The sequence below is a fragment of the Streptomyces sp. ID05-39B genome, assembly GCF_033794725.1.
Taxonomy (GTDB): domain Bacteria; phylum Actinomycetota; class Actinomycetes; order Streptomycetales; family Streptomycetaceae; genus Streptomyces; species Streptomyces bobili.
This window is the reverse complement of sequence record NZ_JARGEF010000081.1, coordinates 1-20,689: the sequence shown is the minus strand read 5'-3', so window position 1 is coordinate 20,689 and position 20,689 is coordinate 1. Positions and strand designations below refer to the sequence as shown.

Annotated in this window: 18 protein-coding genes; 7 read left to right on the top strand and 11 right to left on the bottom strand. The window is 71.1% G+C overall.

The genetic code is table 11. From position 1 onward, the window contains the following. Positions 1-39: 39 nt before the first annotated feature. The gene (locus tag P1P75_RS19265; protein ID WP_319256903.1) at positions 40-849 is read right to left on the bottom strand and encodes a siderophore-interacting protein; all 810 of its coding nucleotides are present in this window, start codon (positions 847-849) and stop codon (positions 40-42) included. A 94-nt stretch (positions 850-943) separates the two neighbouring features. Then, complete coding sequence (locus P1P75_RS19260) at positions 944-1,987, bottom strand: ABC transporter substrate-binding protein (RefSeq protein ID WP_319256901.1); 1,044 nt, start codon at positions 1,985-1,987, stop codon at positions 944-946. Between the two features lie 318 nt (positions 1,988-2,305). On the opposite strand from P1P75_RS19260, the gene P1P75_RS19255 reads away from it, so the two are divergent. Both P1P75_RS19255 and P1P75_RS19250 read left to right on the top strand, forming a co-directional pair. After that, positions 2,306-2,818 carry a DUF6232 family protein gene (locus P1P75_RS19255; protein WP_319256898.1) on the top strand — a complete coding sequence of 171 codons (513 nt, stop codon included), beginning with the start codon at positions 2,306-2,308 and terminating at the stop codon, positions 2,816-2,818. After that, a complete protein-coding gene (locus tag P1P75_RS19250; protein WP_319256895.1) occupies positions 2,815-3,153 on the top strand; it encodes a hypothetical protein in 339 nt (112 codons plus the stop codon). Before P1P75_RS19255 ends, P1P75_RS19250 begins: the two co-directional genes overlap by 4 nt. 32 nt (positions 3,154-3,185) lie before the next feature. Here the strand turns inward: P1P75_RS19250 and P1P75_RS19245 are convergent, their stop codons facing one another. Genes P1P75_RS19245 through P1P75_RS19230 form a run of 4 tightly spaced genes read right to left on the bottom strand, consistent with a single transcriptional unit; the run spans position 3,186 to position 8,906 of the window. Next, on the bottom strand, positions 3,186-4,346 hold the full coding sequence (locus tag P1P75_RS19245) for an acyl-CoA dehydrogenase family protein (RefSeq protein WP_319256893.1): 1,161 nt from the start codon (positions 4,344-4,346) through the stop codon (positions 3,186-3,188). 5 nt (positions 4,347-4,351) lie between these two features. Then, positions 4,352-5,329, bottom strand: coding sequence for a hydroxymethylglutaryl-CoA lyase (locus tag P1P75_RS19240; protein WP_319256892.1), 978 nt, complete (start codon positions 5,327-5,329; stop codon positions 4,352-4,354). Continuing rightward, a complete protein-coding gene (locus P1P75_RS19235) occupies positions 5,326-7,275 on the bottom strand; it encodes an acetyl/propionyl/methylcrotonyl-CoA carboxylase subunit alpha (protein WP_319256890.1) in 1,950 nt (649 codons plus the stop codon). The genes P1P75_RS19240 and P1P75_RS19235 overlap by 4 nt, the downstream gene beginning before the upstream one ends. A 14-nt stretch (positions 7,276-7,289) precedes the next feature. Next, positions 7,290-8,906, bottom strand: a complete 1,617-nt coding sequence (locus P1P75_RS19230) for a carboxyl transferase domain-containing protein (RefSeq protein WP_319256888.1) — start codon at positions 8,904-8,906, stop codon at positions 7,290-7,292. A gap of 109 nt (positions 8,907-9,015) precedes the next feature. Between P1P75_RS19230 and P1P75_RS19225 the strand changes: the two genes are divergently transcribed. Then, positions 9,016-9,660, top strand: a complete 645-nt coding sequence (locus P1P75_RS19225) for a TetR/AcrR family transcriptional regulator (protein WP_319256886.1) — start codon at positions 9,016-9,018, stop codon at positions 9,658-9,660. Between the two features lie 3 nt (positions 9,661-9,663). Here the strand turns inward: P1P75_RS19225 and P1P75_RS19220 are convergent, their stop codons facing one another. Continuing rightward, complete coding sequence (locus P1P75_RS19220) at positions 9,664-10,302, bottom strand: TetR/AcrR family transcriptional regulator (protein WP_319256885.1); 639 nt, start codon at positions 10,300-10,302, stop codon at positions 9,664-9,666. A gap of 414 nt (positions 10,303-10,716) precedes the next feature. Here P1P75_RS19220 and P1P75_RS19215 point away from each other — a divergent pair, with 414 nt between their 5' ends. Next, positions 10,717-11,874 (top strand): acyl-CoA dehydrogenase family protein, encoded by a 1,158-nt coding sequence (locus P1P75_RS19215; protein WP_150471153.1) that lies wholly within the window; start codon positions 10,717-10,719, stop codon positions 11,872-11,874. A 35-nt stretch (positions 11,875-11,909) separates the two neighbouring features. After that, positions 11,910-12,779 (top strand): acyl-CoA thioesterase II, encoded by an 870-nt coding sequence (locus P1P75_RS19210; protein WP_319256883.1) that lies wholly within the window; start codon positions 11,910-11,912, stop codon positions 12,777-12,779. A gap of 78 nt (positions 12,780-12,857) precedes the next feature. Here P1P75_RS19210 and P1P75_RS19205 read toward each other — a convergent pair whose 3' ends face one another. After that, positions 12,858-13,646 carry a phosphatase gene (locus P1P75_RS19205; protein WP_319256881.1) on the bottom strand — a complete coding sequence of 263 codons (789 nt, stop codon included), beginning with the start codon at positions 13,644-13,646 and terminating at the stop codon, positions 12,858-12,860. A gap of 444 nt (positions 13,647-14,090) precedes the next feature. Between P1P75_RS19205 and speB the strand changes: the two genes are divergently transcribed. Together speB and P1P75_RS19195 are read left to right on the top strand one after the other, a co-directional pair. Next, entirely contained in the window at positions 14,091-15,059 is a 969-nt protein-coding gene (gene speB / locus P1P75_RS19200; protein WP_073498523.1) for an agmatinase, read from the top strand. Further along, entirely contained in the window at positions 15,056-16,741 is a 1,686-nt protein-coding gene (locus P1P75_RS19195) for a thiamine pyrophosphate-binding protein (protein WP_319256879.1), read from the top strand. The genes speB and P1P75_RS19195 overlap by 4 nt, the downstream gene beginning before the upstream one ends. A 21-nt stretch (positions 16,742-16,762) precedes the next feature. Here the strand turns inward: P1P75_RS19195 and P1P75_RS19190 are convergent, their stop codons facing one another. From P1P75_RS19190 to P1P75_RS19180, 3 genes are all read right to left on the bottom strand, one after another. Then, the gene (locus P1P75_RS19190) at positions 16,763-17,164 is read right to left on the bottom strand and encodes an ATP-binding protein (RefSeq protein ID WP_319256876.1); all 402 of its coding nucleotides are present in this window, start codon (positions 17,162-17,164) and stop codon (positions 16,763-16,765) included. A 192-nt stretch (positions 17,165-17,356) separates the two neighbouring features. Beyond that, positions 17,357-18,160 carry an endonuclease gene (locus P1P75_RS19185; RefSeq protein WP_319256874.1) on the bottom strand — a complete coding sequence of 268 codons (804 nt, stop codon included), beginning with the start codon at positions 18,158-18,160 and terminating at the stop codon, positions 17,357-17,359. A 229-nt stretch (positions 18,161-18,389) separates the two neighbouring features. After that, positions 18,390-20,447, bottom strand: coding sequence for a glycosyltransferase family 39 protein (locus P1P75_RS19180; RefSeq protein WP_319256872.1), 2,058 nt, complete (start codon positions 20,445-20,447; stop codon positions 18,390-18,392). Positions 20,448-20,689: the final 242 nt, after the last annotated feature.

The following is a 20,689-nucleotide window of genomic DNA, read 5'->3' as shown; positions in this document are numbered from 1 at the left end:
CCGCCCGCCGGTCAACCGCCCCGGCGGGCATGGTGGTCGCTACTCGGCGGCGCGCAGTTCTTCCTCGGTCATGCCCTGGCGCCAGTACCCGACGAAGGTGACCCGGCGCCGGTCGATGCCGCGCTCCCGCACGAAGTGCCGGCGCAGCGCCTTCACCGAGCCCGACTCGCCGGCCATCCAGGCGTACGGCCGCTCGGCGGCAGGGAGTTCGGCCTCACGCACGGCGTCGAGGGAGGTCCCGTCGGCAAGCCAGGTGATCTCGGCGTCCGCCGAGGTCACCAGCTCCTGCGCGTGGTGGGGGTCGTGCACTTCCAGCCAGGCCCGGACGCGCTGTCCGGCGGGCAGCGACTCCAGGATCGACGCGATCGCCGGGAGGGCCGTCTCGTCGCCCCACAGCAGCACCAGATCGGTGTCCTGCGGCGGCCGGAACCGGATCGCCCGGTTGCCGGCGACGGCGGGGCCGAGCAGGAGCACCCGGTCACCGGCGCGCGCCCGGTCGGCCCACGCGGAGGCAGGCCCGGCCGGGGTGTGCAGCACGAAGTCGATGTCGACCTCGTCGGGATCCCGGCGCAGCTCCCGCAGCGTGTACGAACGCATCACCGCCCGTACGTCGTCGGGCAGTTCACGCCAGCCCTGCCACCAGCCGTCCCCCAGCTCGACGGGAACGGCCGGCGCGTCCTGCCCCGGATGCGGCAGGAACAGCGACAGCGACTGGTCGTAGCCGTCGGAGAAGAAGTGGCGGAGGTCCTCCCCGGCGAACGTCACCCGGACCAGGGACGGACCGAGCCGCCTCGTCCGCACGACCTGGAGCGAGAAGAAACGGAACGGGGCGGCAAGGGCCGTGGTCATGCGGGCTCCTGACGTGTGGGGAGGGACAGCCGGCCTTCTCGGGGACGTACGGCTGTGCCGGCCTGCGGCTCACCCGCGCCCCCGGTCACCCGTGTCAGGCGACCTTCTTGGCCTTCTCGAGCGCCTCGGCGAGGTTCTCCAGCAGCGGCACGCACTTGTCGTACGACAGGATCGGCTCGGGCGAGCGGGGGATGACCTGGCCGGCCTTCACCGCGGGGAGCTGCTTCCAGGTCGGCTTGGCGATGTCGGCCGGCTGGATCGTCGAGGAACGGTCGTCCATCATGATGATGTCGGCCTTGTACTTGTCGACGTTCTCCCAGCTCAGCGACTCGTACCAGCCGCCGCCCTCGGCCTTGGCGCTCTCCGGCGGCTCGATGAAGTTCACACCGAGTGCCTTGAAGTACTCCAGGTCGATGGAGAGGTTGGTGCCGGAGACGTAGAACAGCTGGTCGCTCGCGGAACCGGCCATGACCTTGATCTCGGGCTTGGCCTTGGCGGCGGCGCGCAGCCGGGTGGCGGCCGTCTCGAAGCGCTTCTTGGCGTCGGCGGCGGCGGCCATGTCGGCGCCCAGGGACTCGGCCAGCTCCCACATGCGCTCCAGCGGAGCGGTGAGCTGCCGGTCGTAGACGGAGACCGCGACGCTCGGGGCGAGCTTGGCGATCTTGTCCTTGGAGGCCTCGGGGACGTACCAGAGGGTGCCGGTGTTGTCGAAGGTCGTGGAGATGAGCACGTCGGGCGCGAGGGCCGCGTACTTCTCGACGTTGAACTCGTCCCAGACGTTGCCGATGACCTCGACCTTGGTGATGTCCATGTCGCCGGCCTGTACGTCGGCCTTGCCGTCGGTGGTTCTGGTCGGCCCGAAGACGGCCTTGACCTGGATGCCGTAGTCGTACAGGGCGGCCGCGACGCCGGTGAAGGCGACGATGTTCGCCGGGGTCTTGTCGAGCTTCACGGTGGTACCGCGGTCGTCCTTGAACGTCCAGGGGCCGGACTTGGCGGCGGCACTCTCCGTCGACTTCGAGCCACCGCTCTTGGAGTCGTCGTCCCCGCAGGCTGCCAGCACGGCACCGAGGCCGAGGGCGCCACCAGCGGCGATGATGCCGCGACGGGTGAGGTGATTGGCTCTGGCGTTGGACATGAAGGTGGCTGCTTTCGAACGGGGCGGATCACCGCCGGACAATTCGAAGGTAGGTTAGCCTAACCTCAGATCTTGTCCAGGGGCCGGGGCCCTCCGACCCCGGTCATGCAAGGCCGCCACGCCCTTCGGATCCAATCAACCCGTCGGCCGGTTGGGCGAGTTGACCGTAAATCGCCTCTTGCTCCGACTCCTTCGATTGCTTAATGGTCCCCACAGGTACATGTGCTGACGGGGGGACTTGTGGAGACTCAGGGAACACTCGGGGCGTCGGTACCCGTACCGCCGCCTCCGGGCAACGGGCGCACCGTCGAGCTGAAGGTGAGCAGACGGCTGCTGTGGGTCGGAGAGGCGGTCTACCCGCTGCACAACGTCGCTCGCGTCCATACCTTCGTCCTCAAGCCCAAACGGATGGAAGCGCTCAACGACTTCCTCAAATGGACGGGCATCACCATCCTGGTGTTCGTCGTGGTCCAGGTGGTCAACGACAACTCCTCGTCGTACAACTCCCGGAACGACAACGCGCAGGTGGTGTGGGTGCTCGGCGTGGCCGTGGTGCTCGGGCTGCTCTTCCACACGGTGAAGGTGTGGGTCTCCCCGGACGAACACGTCCTGGCCGTCGAGACCTCCAGCGGATCCACCGCCCTGGTGACCCTGCCCAACCCGGCCCAACTGCGGCAGCTCGTCCTCTACATCGTCCACGCCATCGAGAACCCCGAGGCCGAGTTCCAGGTCCGGGTGGAGAGCCTCCAGGTCAACCCCAAGAACTACCAGTTCGGGGACACGGTCAACATGTACGGCGGTCTCCACAACACGGGCATGGTGAAGAAGTGAGCGGCGACACCTTCAACAGCTACGGCAGCGGCGACCAGGTGGCCATGAACGGAGGCAGCCGCAACGTCGGCATCGTGAAGGGCGGTCAGCCGCTCCCCGCCCAGGAGGCGGTCGAGGCGCTGCGGCGCGAACTCGACCGACTGCGCGGCGCCCTGGACCCGGAGGCCGCCCGGACCGTCGACGACAACCTGCCGGTCGTCGCCGACGGCACCCGCCCCGCCGCCCAGCGGCGCGCGGCCCTGGCCGCCCTCACCGGCGCCGTAGCCGCACTCGGCGCGGCGGCGACGCCGGTACGGGACCTGATCGAGGGCCTGCGCGGCCTGCTGGGCGGCTGAGGCGGGCCTCCCCTGGTGGGCTGACGCGGCCGTCAGCCCACCAAGCCCAACTCCCTCGCGATCAGCATCCGCTGGACCTCGCTCGTGCCCTCGCCGATCTCCAGGATCTTGGAGTCGCGCCACATGCGGGCGACCGGGTACTCGTTCATGAAGCCGTAGCCGCCGTGCACCTGGGTGGCGTCACGCGCGTTGTCCACGGCGATCGTCGAGGAGTACAGCTTCGCCAGGGCCGCCTCCTTCTTGAAGGGCTCGCCGGACACCAGACGGGACGCAGCGTCGCGCCAGGCGAGGCGGGCCGTGTGGGCCTTCATCTCCATGTCGGCGATCTTGAACTGGATCGCCTGGTTGGCGCCGATCGGCCGGCCGAAGGCATGCCGCTCCTTCGCGTACCTCACCGACTCGTCCACACAGCCCTGCGCGAGGCCCGTCGCCAGCGCCGCGATCGCGACGCGGCCCTCGTCCAGGATGCGCAGGAACTGGGCGTAGCCGCGGCCCTTCTCGCCCAGCAGGTTGGCGGCCGGCACCCGGACGTCCGTGAAGGACAGCTCGCGGGTGTCCGAGGCGTTCCAGCCGACCTTGGAGTAGGGCGCGGCGACCGTGAAGCCCGGGGTGCCGGACGGGACGAGGATCGCGGAGATCAGCGGCCTGCCGTCCGGCTTGCGGCCGGTCACCGCGGTGACCGTGACCAGTCCCGTGATGTCCGTGCCCGAGTTGGTGATGAAGCACTTCGTGCCGTTGATGACCCATTCGTCGGTGTCCGGGTCCAGCCGGGCCGTCGTACGCGTCGCGCCCGCGTCACTGCCGCCGTCCGGCTCGGTCAGGCCGAACGCGCCCAGGATCTCGCCGGAGCACAGCCGCGGCAGCCACTCGCGCTTCTGTTCCTCGGTGCCGAAGAGGTGGATCGGCATCGCGCCCAGCGACACCCCAGCCTCCAGGGTGATGGCCACCGAGGAGTCGACTCGGGCCAGTTCCTCCAGCGCGATGCCCAGCGCCAGGTAGTCGCCGCCCATGCCGCCGTACTCCTCGGGGAACGGCAGCCCGAACAGGCCCATGCGGCCCATCTCGCGGACGATCTCGTACGGGAACTCGTGCCGCTCGTAGAAGTCGCCGATCTTCGGCGCGACGACGTCGTGCGCGAACTGCTCGACGGTGCGCCGGAGTTCTTCCAGCTCGGGGGAGAGTCGGTGGTCCATGGCGGTCACTGCTCCTTGTGGGCCTCGCGGCCCTCTTGGCCCTCTGCGTCCTCGTGGGACAGGGCGCGGACGGTGCGGGACGGGCTGGGCCGGCCCAGCCGGCCGGCCATCCAGACGCTCGTGGCGACGAGAGCGCCGAGGTCGACCCCGGCGTCGATGCCGAGGCCGGTCAGCATCCACACGAGGTCCTCGGTGGCGAGATTGCCGGTGGCGGACTTCGCGAACGGGCAGCCGCCCAGGCCGCCCGCGGAGGCGTCGACGGTGGTGACGCCGTGCCGTAGGGCGGCCAGCGTGTTGGCGAGGGCCTGGCCGTAGGTGTCGTGGAAGTGCACGCCCAGCGCGGAGACGGGGATGCCCTCCTCGCCGAGCGCGGTCAGCAGTTCCTCGACATGGCCGGGGGTGGCGACCCCGATGGTGTCGCCGAGGCTCAGCTCGTCGCAGCCCATGTCGGTCAGGGCCCGGCACACCCGCACGACCTGCGGGACCGGGACGGCACCCTCCCACGGGTCCCCGAAGCACATGGAGAGATAGCCGCGCACATGCACCCCGCCGGCCTTGGCCCGCTCCACCACCGGGTGGAACATGGCCAGCGACTCGTCCACCGTGCGGTTGAGGTTGGCCTTGGCGAAGGACTCGGTGGCGCTGGCGAACACCGCGACCCGACGCGCTCCCAGGGCGAGGGCCCGGTCGAGACCGCGTTCGTTCGGCACCAGTACCGGCAGCTCCACCGGCAGGCCGGACAGCAGCGGGAACAGCTGTTCGGCGTCGGCGAGCTGGGGCACCCACTTGGGGTGGACGAAGCTGGTCGCCTCGATGGTGGTCAGCCCGGCCTCGGCGAGCCGGTGCACGAACTCGGCCTTCACCGCCGTCGGCACGGTGCTCTTCTCGTTCTGCAGGCCGTCGCGCGCGCCGACCTCGTGGATCCTGACCCGGGTGGGCAGGCCGGGCGCGGGCACGGTCATCGGAAGTCCTCGCACGGTCATGCCTCCTCCTCGTGCGGCGCGATCACGGCCAGCACCTGGTCCATGGCGACCGTCGTGCCCGCGGTGACGTCCAGTTCGGCGACCGTGCCGGCGTGCGGGGCGGAGATGACGTGCTCCATCTTCATCGCCTCCACCACCAGCAGGCTCTGGCCCGCGCTCACCTCGTCGCCGACGGCGACCTTCACCACTGTCACCGTGCCCGGCATGGGCGCGGTCAGCGAGTCGGCGCCCGCGTGCGCGGCCCCGGTCAGGGCGGCGGCCACCGGGTCGTGGTCGCGCACCTGCCAGGCGTCGCCCTCCCGGCCCAGCCAGTCACCGGCCCGCTCGAAGGTGTGCCGGACACCGTCGAGGGTGACGCTGACCCGGTCGTCGGTGACGCTGTGCGCGCCGCGGACCTCACGGGTGACGGGTTCGAGCCCCGGCACCCGCAGCGGGAACGCGACCGGACGGTGCTCCCCGCCCAGCCGCCACCCGCTCGGCACCGAGAAGGGATCCGTCCACCCCGCCCTGGACGGCCTCAGTCCCTCCAGCCGGACGGCCGCGGCGGCCTCGTAGACCTCCTCCGGTACGTCGGTGGGGACCAGGTCGTCCATGACCCGCTCGACGAGACCGGTGTCCAGCTCGCCCGACACGACCGCCGGATGGGCGAGCAGCCGGCGCAGGAACCCGGCGTTGGTCGGCACGCCCAGCGTGACCGTGTCCGCGAGGGCGGCCCGCAGCTTGCGCAGCGCGGTGGCCCGGTCGGGACCGTAGGCGATCACCTTGGACAGCATCGGGTCGTACAGGCTGCCGACCTCGGTGCCCTCGGTGAGCCCCGAGTCGGTGCGCACGCCCTCGCCCTGCGGCTCGCGCAGCCTCAGCACGGTGCCGCCGGACGGCAGGAACCCGCGCGCGCCCTCCCGGACGGACACGGTCTCGGCGCACACCCGGGCCTCCACGGCGTGCCCGGTGAGCCGGATGTCGTCCTGCGTGTAGGGCAGCCGCTCTCCTGCCGCCACCCGCAACTGCCACTCCACCAGGTCGATCCCGGTGACCAGCTCGGTGACGGGGTGCTCCACCTGGAGACGGGTGTTCATCTCCATGAAGTAGTACGCCTTAGGGTCCCCGCCGGGGACGATGAACTCCACGGTGCCCGCGCCCCGGTAGCCGCAGGACAGCGCCGCCTGCACGGCGGCCTCGCCCATGCTCGCGCGGGTGGCCTCGTCGAGGAGCACGCTGGGCGCCTCCTCGATGACCTTCTGGTGCCGGCGCTGGAGGGAGCACTCGCGCTCGCCCAGGTGGATCACCCGGCCGTGGCCGTCCGCGAGGACCTGGATCTCGATGTGCCGGGGCCGGTCGATCCACCGCTCGACGAGGAGCGTGTCGTCCCCGAAGGAGGCGCGGGCCTCACGGCGGGCGCCGGCGATCTCGTCCAGGAGACGGTCCTCCTCCCGCACCAGCCGCATGCCCTTGCCGCCACCGCCCGCGGACGGCTTCAGCAGCACCGGCATGCCGATCTCCCGTGCCGCGGCGGCCAGTTCGGCGTCGCCGAGCCCACTGCCGCTCGACCCCGGGACCACCGGGACGCCCGCCGCCTGCACGGTCTCCTTGGCACGGATCTTGTCGCCCATGAGGGAGATCGCCTCGGCGGGCGGCCCGATGAAGGCGAGCCCGGCGTCGGCGCACGCGCGCGCGAAGCCGGCGTTCTCCGCGAGGAAGCCGTAACCGGGGTGGACGGCCTGGGCGCCGGTGCGGGCGGCGGCCTCCAGCAGCCGCTCCACCGACAGATAGCTCTCGGCGGCCGGCGCCGGACCGATCCGTACGGCCGTGTCGGCCTCGCGGACGTGCCGGGCGTCGGCGTCCGCGTCGGAGAAGACGGCCACCGAGCGCACGCCCAGCGCCCGCAGGGTGCGGATGACCCGGACGGCGATCTCGCCCCGGTTGGCCACGAGGACGGTGTCGAACATGGTCGTGAAGCCCCTCACATCCGGAAGACGCCGAACTGGGGTTCACCCAGCGGCGCGTTGGCACAGGCGGTCAGGGCAAGACCCACCACCTGGCGGGTGTCCAGCGGGTCGATGACCCCGTCGTCCCAGAGCCGGGCGGTCGCGTAGTAGGCGTTGCCCTGGCGCTCGTACTGCTCCCGGATCGGGTCCTTGAACGCCTCTTCCTCCGGGGCCGGCCACTCCTGGCCGCGCGCCTCCAGCTGGTCGCGCTTGACCGTGGCGAGGACGGAGGCGGCCTGCTCACCGCCCATCACGGAGATCTTGGCGTTCGGCCACATCCACAGGAAGCGCGGGGAGTACGCCCGCCCGCACATCGAGTAGTTCCCCGCGCCGTACGACCCGCCGACCACGACCGTCAGCTTGGGCACGCGCGTGCAGGCGACCGCGGTGACCATCTTCGCGCCGTGCTTGGCGATGCCCCCGGCCTCGTAGTCGCGGCCGACCATGAAGCCGGAGATGTTCTGCAGGAACAGCAGCGGGATGCCGCGCTGGTCGCACAGCTCGATGAAGTGGGCGCCCTTCTGGGCGGACTCGGAGAACAGGATGCCGTTGTTGGCGACGATGCCGACCGGATGCCCGTGGATACGGGCGAAACCGGTGATCAGGGTCTGCCCGAACTCCGACTTGAACTCCGCGAACCGGGAGCCGTCGGTGATCCGGGCGATGATCTCCCGTACGTCGTAGGGGGTACGGGAGTCGACCGGGACCGCCCCGTACAGCCCGAACGGGTCGGTCTTCGGCTCGACCGTGGGCCGCACCTCCCAGGGGAGCGGGCCGCGGGCCGGGAGGGTCGAGACGATGGTGCGCACGATGCGCAGGGCGTGCGCGTCGTCCTCCGCGAGGTGGTCGGTGACACCCGACACCCGCGAGTGGACCTCGCCGCCGCCCAGCTCCTCCGCGGTGACGACCTCGCCGGTGGCGGCCTTCACCAGCGGAGGACCGCCGAGGAAGATCGTGCCCTGGCCGCGCACGATGACGGCCTCGTCGCTCATCGCCGGGACATACGCCCCGCCCGCCGTGCACGAGCCGAGCACGGCGGCGATCTGGGGGATGCCGGCGCCGGACATCCGGGCCTGGTTGTAGAAGATCCGCCCGAAGTGCTCGCGGTCGGGGAACACCTCGTCCTGCATGGGCAGGAAGGCGCCGCCCGAATCCACCAGGTACAGGCACGGCAGACGGTTCTCGAGAGCGACCTCCTGGGCCCGCAGATGCTTCTTCACCGTCATCGGGTAGTACGTCCCGCCCTTGACGGTGGCGTCGTTGGCCACGATCACGCACTCCCGGCCGCTGACCCGGCCGATCCCGGCGATCACACCCGCGGCCGGGGCCTGCCCGTCGTACAGCCCGTCGGCGGCCAGGGGCGCCAGCTCCAGGAACGGCGAGCCGGGGTCGAGGAGGGTGTCCACCCGCTCCCTCGGCAGCAGCTTCCCGCGCGCGATGTGCCGGGCCCGCGCCTTCTCGCCACCGCCGAGCCGGGCGGCGGCGAGCTTGCCGCGCAGCTCCTCGACGAGTGCGCGGTGGGCCTTCTCATTGGCCCGCCAGGCCTCCGACGCGGGGTCTGCCGCGCTGGTCAGCTCCGGTGCCTGCTCCATACCTTGCGGTCCCCTCACGGCCAGTGGTCGCCAGTGGTCGACTGTTAATGAGCGTTAACCATTTCCATCAGGTTAACGAGCGCTAACCTCGATGTCTAGAATTGTTTTCATGGCCACCAGAACCGACGCCCCCACCCGCCGCGAGCAGATCCTCAAGGAGGCCGCGCGGCTGTTCGCCGAACGCGGGTTCCATGGCGTCGGCGTGGACGAGATAGGAGCCGCGGTCGGCATCAGCGGCCCCGGCCTCTACCGGCACTTCCCCGGCAAGGACGCGATGCTCGCGGAGCTGCTGGTCGGGATCAGCGGCCAGCTGCTGACCGGCGCGAGACGCCGGATGCAGGAGGCCGGCAGGGGTGGCGGGGCCGACGGGGCCGACGGGATCGAGGGGATCGACGGGGTCGACGGTGAGGCGGTCCTCGACTCGCTCATCGAGGGGCACATCGACTTCGCGCTCGACGACCGTCCCCTCATCACCCTGCACGACCGCGAGCTGGACCGCCTCCGCGACAGTGACCGCAAGCTGGTACGGCAGTTGCAGCGCCAGTACGTCGAGCTGTGGGTGGAGGTGGTCCGCGGGGTCTACCCGGCGCTCACCGAGCCGGCGGCCCGGTCAGCCGTGCACTCGGTGTTCGGACTGCTGAACTCCACCCCGCACCTGGGAAGGGCGGGCTCGCTCCCCGGCCGGGGGGCCACGGCGGACCTGCTCCACCGCATGGCGAGGGGTGCCTTCGGCTCGGCAGCGGAGGAGTCGTAGGGGTCAGTCGCCGAGGCTCTCCACCTCGGCGGCGAACAGCAGCGCGGGATCGAAGCCCATCCCGGTGAAGTGGCCGGCCAGCTCCAGGGACAGCGCGCCGTGCAGCCGGGTCCAGAAGGCCAGGGCGCGGCGCGGGGCGGGTGACGGGGCGGGGTGGCCGCCCGCCCACTCCCGGTGTTCGTCGAGATGCGCGTCGAACGGCGTCTGCGCTTCGCGCCCGGCCGGCTCGGCGAAGGCGTCGAGCAGGCGGGTCATGATCTCGGACGCGATGGCGGTGATGTCATCAGGTGCGTGATAGCCCGGCACGGGTGTGCCGTAGACCAGGAAGTACCGGTGCGGATCGGCCAGCGCCCACGCGCGCAGGGCGTACGCCAGCGAGGTGACGTCGCCGTCGGCGGCCCGGACGGCGTCGGCCAGGCTGCGGTACGCGTCCCTGATCAACTCGGTGATCAGCTCGTCCCGGCTGCCGAAGTACCGGTACAGCGCCGGCCCGCTCATCCCCATCTGCTTGGCGATCGCGTTGAGAGACAACCCGGAAGCCCCGGCGGCGGCGATCTGCTCCCAGGCCCGCGCCTTGACCTCGGCCCGCACCTGGGCGCGGTAGCGCTCGCGGGGGGTCTCGGTGCTGGTGGCTCTGGCCATGGGTCCCCTTCCGGGGTGGGCGGCTATAGAGGCAAGGGTTTGTTAGAAGCTATCACGGGAATGTCGGGGGGCAGGGCGTGTGCGGGATCGCGAGGGTCGGGCGGTGCTGGGGTGCGCACGGGATGCGAGGGTCGGGAGACGCTGGGCGCGTGTGGGGGTCCGGGGTGGAACCCCCGCGGGGTCCGGGGCGGAGCCCCGGGTGGGGCTCACTTCCCACCCAACCGAGTCGGGCTGGTCGGGTGGGAAAGGTTCCGGGGTGCAGGGGCGGGGCCCTTGCCCGGGTCTGGGGCGGAGCCCCAGGTGCAGCGGCGTGACGAGCGTTACCCCGTATCCACCCTGGACGCATCCTCCTACTCGCCGGTACGGTGAATGAGCAAGCGCTTAGGCAGGGTCGAGGTACGTGGAGGTGGCGGCGTGCGCCGTACGGTGTTCAACGAGGATCACGAGGCATTCCGGGAGACCCTTCGCGCCTTCATCGAGGCCGAGGTCGTCCCCGTCTACGACGAGTGGTTCGCCGCCGGCCAGGCCCCGCGGGAGTTCTACTACAAGCTCGGCGAGCTGGGCATCTTCGGGATCAACGTCCCCGAGGAGTTCGGCGGCGCCGGCCTGGACAGCCACAAGTTCGAGGCCGTCCTCTACGAGGAGACCGCCCGCGCCGGCGTCCAGTTCGGCGGCTCCGGCGTGCACGTCCTGCTCGCCCTGCCGTACCTCAAGATGCTCGCCACCGACGAGCAGAAGAAGCGTTTCCTGCCGAAGTTCGTCTCCGGCGAGGAGATGTGGGCCATCGCGATGACGGAGCCGGGCACCGGTTCCGACCTCGCGGGAATGAAGACCACGGCCAAGCTGAGCGAGGACGGCACGCACTACGTCCTCAACGGCTCGAAGACCTTCATCACGGGCGGCGTCCACGCCGACAAGGTGATCGTCTGCGCCCGCACCTCCGCCCCGACCGCCGAGGACCGCCGCTTCGGCATCTCCCTCTTCGCGGTGGACACCAAGTCCGAGGGCTACTCCATCGGCCGCAAGCTGGACAAGCTGGGCCTGCGCACCTCCGACACGGCCGAGCTGGCCTTCGTCGACGTCAAGGTGCCCGTCGAGGACCTCCTCGGCGAGGAGAACAAGGGCTTCTTCTACCTCGGTCACAACCTCGCCTCCGAGCGCTGGGGAATCGCCTTCGGCGCCTACGCCCAGGCGAAGGCGGCCGTCCGCTTCGCCACGGAGTACGTGCGTGAGCGCACCGTCTTCGGCAAGCCGGTCGCCCACTTCCAGAACACCAAGTTCGAGCTGGCCGCCTGTCAGGCCGAGGTGGACGCGGCCGAGGCCGTCGCCGACCGCGCCACGGAGGCCCTGGACGCCGGTGAGCTGACCCCCGCCGAGGCCGCCAGCGCCAAGCTGTTCTGCACCGAGGTCGCGCACCGCGTGATCGACCGCTGCCTCCAGCTCCACGGCGGCTACGGCTACATGAACGAGTACCCGATCGCCCGCCTGTACGCGGACAACCGCGTCAACCGCATCTACGGCGGCACCAGCGAGATCATGAAGTCGATCATCGCCAAGGACATGGGTCTGTAAGCCGGCCGCAATTACCGCCCGGTACAACAGTTCTCATGAGCCAGGCACTACAGGATCTCCTCGATCTGCTCGACCTCGAGCAGATCGAGGAGAACATCTTCCGCGGCCGCTCCCGGTCCGCCGTCGTCCCCCGCGTCTTCGGCGGCCAGGTCGCGGCCCAGGCGCTGGTCGCAGCCGGGCGTACGGTCCCCGCGGACCGGCACGCCCACTCCCTGCACGCGTACTTCCTTCGCATGGGCGACCCGGGAGCGCCCATCGTCTACAACGTCGAACGCATCCGCGACGGCCGTTCCTTCACCACCCGCCGTGCGGTCGCGGTCCAGCACGGCCGGCCGATCTTCACCCTCTCGGCGTCCTTCCAGACGTACGAGGAGGGCCTCGACCACCAGATGCCGATGCCCGCCTCCCCGGACCCGGTGACCCTGCCGACCTCCGCGGAACGCCTGCGGGGCTACGACCATCTCCCGCCGGACGTGGTCGAACGGTTCCTGGAGGCCCGGCAGGCCATCGACCTGCGGTACGTCGAGGAGCCGCCGTACGGCAAGTTCGGTGAGCCGCGCGAGCCGCACAGCCAGGTCTGGTTCCGCACCAACGGCAAGCTCGCCGACGACCCGCTGCTGCACGTCGTCCTCGCCACCTACGTCTCCGACATGACGCTCCTGGACTCGGTGCTCCTCGCGCACGGCCGCGGCGGCTGGGCCGTCGGGGACGTGGTCGGGGCGTCGCTGGACCACGCGATGTGGTTCCACCGGCCGTTCCGCGCCGACGAGTGGCTGCTGTACGACCAGGAGTCGCCGTCGGCACACGGCGGACGCGGCCTCGGCCAGGCCCGCATCTACACGCAGGACGGACAGCTCGCCGTCTCGGTGATCCAGGAGGGCGTGGTCCGCGTCCCCCGGCCGTGAGGCCGGGGGCGGGCCGTCGTCCCCGGCCGTCCCAGGGCCGTCGTCCTGGGGCCCTAGGGTCGTCGTCCTCGGGTCGTCCTAGGCGAGACCCGCCTCCGCCAGCAGGAAGGCCGTCATCGGGTCGTAGTGGCGGGGGCTGAGGACGTGGTCGTCCAGGGGGACCGCGACCTGGACGGTGCCCTCCGACTCGGCGAGGAACAGCGCCGGGTCGTTGCAGTCGGCGTATCCGACGGAGTCCACGCCGTGCTGTCCGGCGTAGCCCGCCCAGCCGTGGTCGGCGACGACCAGGTCCGGCAGCGGACGGCCCTCGCGCTCCAGGGCGGTCAGGATCGCCTTCATCGGTTCACCCGAGTGGGTGTGCCACAGGGTGGCGCCGTGCTCCAGCATCGCCACCTGCGCGAACTGCATGACGTACCCCTCGTCCGTCTGGAGCCCGTCCGGGATGACGACGATCTCGCAGCCGGCCCCGCGCAGCGCCTCCGCGGTGGCCCGGTGCACATCGAGCAGACCGCCCGGGTGCCCGGTGGCGAACAGCACCCGCTGCCGGTCCTCGGCCGCCTTGCGCAGCCGCCCGGCGAGCCGCTCCAGGCCGTCGACCGTCAGCTGGGGGTCGATGGTGTCCTGCCCGTAGCGGTACTCCGGATCGTCGTTGACACCTACCCGCTCCGCCATCACCGCGAGCACGTCCTGCTCGTCGGTCCAGCGGTCGCCCAGCTCCAGCCCGAGCCAGAAGTTGCGCACGCCGTTGGCCAACTGGCGGTAGTGGGAGAGGTTGTTCTCGCGCGGGGTGGCGACATCACCCGCGATGCGGGTCTTCACAAGGTGCTCGACGAGCTCGGCGCGGCTGGGTGTCCCGGGTATCGGCATGGTCTCCATTGTGGTGCAGTGACCGGCGGGAGTCTGCGGTGTCCCGGACGCTGGGACGTGCGTCACTCGCCCTGGCCACGCACTTTGCCGTACCCCGTCGCACTCGGCGTCGCCGCAGGGTGAACCACGGCTCCATCCGTACGTCCGGGTCGTCCAGGTCCGTCCCCCGGCAGGGCGGCGCGGCGCGCGATCCGCTGCCGCACGGTGTGCATTTCCTCCACCCAGTTCCACTCCGATGGACGAAACGTACAAGTCGCAGGCGCCCTCCGGGCCCCTAGGGTCGTCCCGACCGGAACCACTGGTAAGGGCCTCCTGGTCTCTCGAGTTCCCTGGCCACCTCGGCCGTCGAACTCGTGTCCGAGCCCGTCCCGGCTCCCCAGTAGAGTCGTATCCAGTGGTGCAGAGCAGTACATACGCGACGACGCGTAGGAAAGAAGGCAGCAGATGAGCAGCAACGAGACGCCCCGCGGCCCGGTCGACTCCTCCCGCGTCCCGCGGTACGCCGGACCCGCGACCTTCGCCCGGCTGCCCCGCCTCGACGAGGTCGGCCGCGCCGACGTCGCCGTCGTGGGCGTACCGTTCGACTCCGGTGTCTCCTACCGGCCGGGCGCCCGCTTCGGCGGCAACGCGATCCGCGAGGCGTCCCGGCTGCTGCGGCCCTACAACCCGGCGCAGGACGCCTCCCCCTTCGCCCTCGCCCAGGTCGCGGACGGCGGCGACATCGCCGTGAACCCGTTCAACATCAACGAGGCCGTCGAGACCGTCGAGGCGGCCGCCGACGACCTGCTGGGCACCGGCGCCCGCCTGATGACCCTCGGCGGCGACCACACCATCGCCCTCCCGCTCCTCAGGTCGGTCGCCAAGAAGCACGGCCCCGTAGCCCTGCTCCACTTCGACGCCCACCTCGACACCTGGGACACCTACTTCGGCGCCGAGTACACGCACGGCACGCCGTTCCGCCGGGCCGTCGAGGAGGGCATCCTCGACACCTCCGCCCTCTCCCACGTCGGCACCCGCGGCCCCCTCTACGGCAAGCAGGACCTCACCGACGACGAGAAGATGGGCTTCGGCATCGTCACCTCCGCGGACGTGATGCGGCGCGGCGTCGACGAGATCGCCGACCAGCTGCGCCAGCGCATCGGCGACCGCCCCCTCTACATCTCCATCGACATCGACTGCCTGGACCCGGCCCACGCGCCCGGCACCGGCACCCCCGAGGCCGGCGGCATGACCTCCCGCGAGCTGCTGGAGATCCTGCGCGGCCTGGCCTCCTGCCACCTCGTCTCCGCGGACGTCGTCGAGGTGGCGCCCGCGTACGATCACGCGGAGATCACGTCGGTGGCGGCATCGCACACGGCGTACGAACTGACCACGATCATGTCCCGCCAGATTGCGGAGGCCCGCGCGAAGTGACCCACGACCACGACCTGGTGCTCCGTCCGACGGAGGCGCAGATCTCCGCCGCTCTGAACCCTCCCGCCGGCCGCAACGGCGGAGACCTGGTCGTGGAGACGCTGGCCGGGCTGGGCGCGACCACCGTCTTCGGGCTGCCCGGTCAGCACGCGCTCGGCGTGTTCGACGCGCTGCGCCGCTCCGACCTGCGGTACATCGGCCTGCGGGTGGAGAACAACGCGGGCTTCGCGGCGGACGCGTACGGCCGCATCACCGGTGAGGCGGCGCCGCTGCTGCTGTCCACGGGGCCGGGCGCACTGACCTCGCTCGCCGCTCTCCAGGAGGCCGCGGCGGCCTCCGCCCCCGTCCTCGCGATCAGCAGCCAGATCCCGACGGCGGGCCTGGGCGGCGGCCGTCATGGCTACCTCCACGAACTCACCGACCAGGCGGCCTCGTTCAGGGGTGTCGTGAAGTCGGTCCACACGGTCCGCGCCCAGTCCCAGATACCCTCCGCGATCGAGGCGGCCTGGAAGTCGGCACTCACGGTTCCGCACGGCCCGGTCTGGGTGGAGATCCCGCAGGACGTGCTCCTGGCGGAGACGGCGATCCCGGTGGTGACGGGCGGCGACGCCTTCCCGGACGAGCTGCCCCCACGCCCCGAACTGACGGCGGTGGCGGCCGACCTGCTGTCCCGCGCCGCCCGCCCCGCGGTCATCGCGGGCGGGGGAGTCGTACGGTCGGACGCGTCGGGCAAGCTTCGTCGGCTCGCCGAGCTGCTCCAGGCGCCGGTGGTCACGACGCCCGGCGGCAAGGGCGCCTTCCCCTGGACCCACCCGTTGTCCCTCCAGTCCTGGCTGGAGGACCGCCACACCACGGACTTCCTGGAGGACGCGGACGTCCTGCTGGTGATCGGCTCGGGCCTCGGCGAACTCTCCTCGAACTACCACACGTTCAAGCCGCGGGGCAGGGTCATCCAGATCGAGGCGGACCTCGGCAAACTGGAGGCCAACCATCCGGCCCTCGGCATCCACGCGGACGCGCGACTGGCGTTGCAGGCGCTGCTGGAGACGGTGTCCAAGAGGGAGGACGAGGCGGCCCCGGAGCGTGTCCGGTCGGTCCTGGCCAAGGTCGCCGACCGCATCGCCGCCCAGGAACTCACCCTGGAGCAGGCCGCGTTGGCGTCGGTACGCCGGGCGCTCCCCGCTTCCTCCCCCTCCTTCTGGGACATGACGATCCTGGCCTACTGGGCCTGGTCGGCCTTCGACCCCAAGGGCCCCAACCACATGCACTCCGCCCAGGGCGCGGGCGGCCTCGGCTACGCCTTCCCGGCGGCCCTGGGAGCGGCGGTCGCCGACCCGACCCGCCCGGTCCTCGCCGTCTCCGGCGACGGCGGCGCCCTGTACTCGATCGCCGAACTGGCCACGGCCAGGCAGTACGACCTGAACGTCACCTGGCTCATCGTCGACGACGGCGGCTACGGCATCCTCCGCGAGTACATGACGGAGGCCTTCGGGGAAGCGACGGGGACTGAGCTGGCGCGGCCGGACTACGTGGCCCTGGCGGAGTCCTTCGGGGTGCCGGCGGTGCGGACGTCGGCGGAGACGCTGGAGACGGACCTCGCGAAGGCGTTGGGGGAGCCGGGACCTTCGGTGGTCGTCCTCCCGGCGGTGCTGCGGATGTTCGCACCCACCCATGTGGACTGAGGGCGGCGGCCGGCCCGCTGCTCACGGCCGCAGCGACAGTTCCGCCCAGGTCGCTTTGCCGATGCCGTGTCGGCGGGGGCAGCACCCCCAGCGCAACGCGAGAGCCTCGACGAGGGCGAGGCCGCGGCCCTGTTCGTCCTCGTCGGTCGGCTCTCTCACCTCGGAACGCGAGTCGTTGGCGTCGGCGACTTCCACGCGCAGGCGCCCGTCGTACGTGGCGATGCGTACGCCGATCTCCCGGCCCACCGGAACCCGGGCGTGCCGGAGCGAGTTGGTGACCAGCTCCGAGAGCAACAGCTCGGCGGTGAGGGCCACCTCGCCGTCGATCTTCCATACCGCGAGTGTGCAGCCGAGACCCTCCGCGAGTGCTTCGGCGGCCCGGCTGATTGCCTGGTGGTCGTCTGCCGGTCCGGCAGACGACACCGTCCCGGCCGCATCAGTCAGTACCGCCGCCCGCTGAGACACCGCCGTCAGGAGGAGCGAAGCTCGGCGACGAGCCGCTCTGCCTGGTCGAAGCGCCAAGCCCTTCGTGCGAGCACCGGGCGACGACAGCGGCCGGCCGCGGGGGACGACGCCCTCGTGGCCAGCCGGTCGGGATGGCGCGGAACCGGTTGTCTACCAGATCGCCTCGACCCACTCCGGGTGGTCGATGAACGGGTTGCGGTTGTGCTGGTAGGTGGCGTAGATGGCCTGGTTGCGCTTCTCCTCGAAGGCGCTCGGCGGGTCCTCGGCGTTCCACTGCTTGAGGACGGCGAGCCTGCCCATGTACGGGTTGCTGCCGTTGTTGACGCTCTCGTTCGGCTCGAGGTTGGCGAAGCCGTCGCCGCCGTCGTAGCGGACAGCCATGTAGAGGATCATGCGGGCCACGTCGCCCTTGTCGGCGTCGCGCGGCTCGAAGGAGTCGGAGTCCGTGAGGCTGCCGCCGCCGTTGCTGACCGAGCTGCCGCCGTTGTCGAAGTCCTTGTTGCCGCGGATGCTGTTGACCTGGACGTCCGCGGGGCGCAGGTGGTGCAGGTCCGTGCCGGGGCCGGTCGCCTCTCCGAAGTCGCCGTGGGACTTGGCCCAGGTGTGCTCGCGGTTCCAGTCGCCGAGGTCACCGCCGTTGAGGGACTTGCTGCGCGAGACACCGCTGTACAACAGGATCACGTTGTTGCTGTTGTTCGGGTCCTGGTCGGTGACCTTCAGCGCGTTCCAGACCGCGGAGTACGAGAGCTTCGTCTGCGGCGTGATGATCGTGTGCAGCGAGGACTTCAGGCTCGAACCCGTCTTGCCGACCGCGTTCTTGTAGTACGTCGCGTCGTAGGCCGTCGTGGTCGCCGCGGCGGGGGTCGCGGTGAGCGCCGGTGCGGCGAGGCCGACCATGACGGCGGAGGTGACAAGAGCCACCGATTTCCATCGGCGTATGCGTGTCGCCAGCATGTGGGGTGTCCGATCTACGCGTGTTGATTGGGGGGCGGCAATCGGGAGAGTGGCATGCACATGCAGTCAAGGCAATGAATCTGACATGTCGATCAGATGACGAGAACCGGCAAATTGCGCCATGTCTACGCGAGTTGATGGCGAAAAATGGCCCCTGACGGGGGAGTCAGGGGCCGTTGCTGCTGAGCGGGCGGTGGAGATGAGTCGGGGTCAGGTCAGGTCGGGCAGGTCAGGTCACGTCTGAGGCGTCCAGGCGGTAGACCGTCGACTCGGAAGTCGAGGTGGAAGTGGAGGTCGAGTCGGACGTCGTACTCGTGCTGTAGTCGCTCTCCTTCACTGCCGTCCCGTTCTTCTGCACCCACTCCGTCACCTCGGTGGTGGCCGTGGAGCCGCCGCCCATACCGCCGCCGCCTCCCATGCCGCCGCCGAGCTGGATGTAGTGCAGCTCGCCCTGTTTCACCAGTTCCTTCAGCCTGGCCAGCGTCATCGCGTTGTCGGAGCCGGACCAGCCCCACATGGAGATCACCGGCTCACCGCTGCTGAGGATGAGCTGCGCCGCGCTCTGCGAACTCGACACCGCCAGCAGCCATTTCGCGCCGTCCTGGTTCTTCTTCAGGTACGAGAGCAGCTCGGTGCTCGCGCCGCCCCCGCCCATGCCGCCCCCGCCTCCCATGGCGGTACCGCCGGGTCCGCCGCCCGTGCCGGTGCCACCCGGAGCCGTACCGCTTCCGGGCGCGGTGCCACCCGGCGCCGTAGTGGCGTCATCCGCGGCGGCGTCATCCGTGGCGGCGCCGGGAGGCGTGCCGCCCGGCCGGCCGCCGGCCTGCGCCTCCGCCTGGCCGCTCTGTTCGCCGCCCGTGCCCGGGAAACCGCCCCGGCCACCGCCGCCCCCGGGACCGCCGCCGAAGCCGCCGCTCCCGGTCGTGGGCCCGGCCGTCGGGTTCGTACCACTCATCGCGCCGGCGGCCGATCCGGACGGCACCGACCAGGCGTACGCCGCCGGACCGGCCACCGAGGCGACGACCGCCGCGGCCACCGAAGCCGCCAGCAGGCGGGCGCGGTTGCCCGAACGGAAGACGAACAGCCCCACGATCGCCAGCGCCATGACGACACCGACGGCCGGCCACAGCCAGGTGTTCCAGCCGGAGGCCCGGCGTAGCAGCACGATCGCCCAGCCGGCCGTGACCGCGAGGGCGAGCGGCAGCACCCACACCCACCGCCGGTCGGCGCGCAAGGCACGCAACAGCATCAGGCCGCCGCCCCCGCACAGCGCCGCGATGCCCGGGGCGAGGGCGGTCGTGTAGTACGGGTGCATGGTGCCCTCAGCCATGGCGAAGGTCAGATAGTGCAGGGCGGTCCAGCCGCCCCACATCACCAGCGCGGCGCGGGTGAGGTCCGTACGCGGGGCGCGCCCGCACAGGACGAGGCCACCGACGAGCGCGACGGCCGCGAAGGGGATCAGCCAGGAGATCTGGCCGCCGAGGGTGTCGTTGAACATCCGGCCGATGCCGGCCGACCCGGAGAAGCCGCCGCCTCCGCCCCCGCCTCCGCCTCCGTTGCCCTCGCCGCCGAGGACCCGGCCGAGGCCGTTGTAGCCCATGATCAGGTTCCAGGCGGTGCCGTCGGTGGAACCGCCGATGTACGGCCGCTCGTCGGCCGGGACCAGGGAGACGGCCGCCGCCCACCAGAAGCTGGAGACCGCGAGGACCACGGCCGCGGCGGCCAGGTTGACGAGCCGCTTCACGAGCTTGGGCTTCGCCGCGTACAGGTAGACCGCGAAGACGGCGGGCAGCGCGATGTAGCCCTGGAGCATCTTGGTGTTGAAGGCGAGGCCGAAGCAGGCGGCCGAGCCGAGCAGGGGCAGCAGCCTGCCGTTGTGCACGGCCCGCAGGGCCAGCGCCGCGCCGCCCACCATCAGGAACACCAGCAGGGTGTCGGGGTTGTTGTCGCGGTTGATGGCCACGGTGATCGGGGTCAGCGCGAGGACCAGCGCGGCGACCGCCGCCGCGCCGTGGCCCCATACGCGCTTCACGCTGGAGTGCAGGATCCAGATCGTGCCGAGGGCGGTCAGGATCAGCGGCAGCATCATCTGCCAGGTCCCGAAGCCGAACACACGGCAGGACAGGCCCATCACCATCAGGGCGAACGGCGGCTTGTCGACGGTCAGGAAGTTCCCCGCGTCCAACGAGCCGAAGAACCACGCCTTCCAGCTCTGGGTGCCGCTCGACACGGCCGCGCTGTAGAAGCTGTTGAGCCCGGAGCCGGAGAGGTTCCAGCCGTAGAGCACCGCCGACAGGACCAGGATCGCGAGGAGCGCGGGGAGCGACCAGCGCGGCGCTTTGTCCGGTGGGGGTGCCGTCGGGGTCGATGGCGGGGCAGACCCGGGAGTCGCCGTCGGGGCAGGCGCCGAGGGCGCCGTGGGCCGCGCACCGGCGCCACGGCCATCTGGAGATCCGGGGGGCCGGCTTCGGCTACCCGGGCGCCGAGGAACCCGTGCTCAGGGGCGTCGACCTGGTGGCGCGGCCCGGT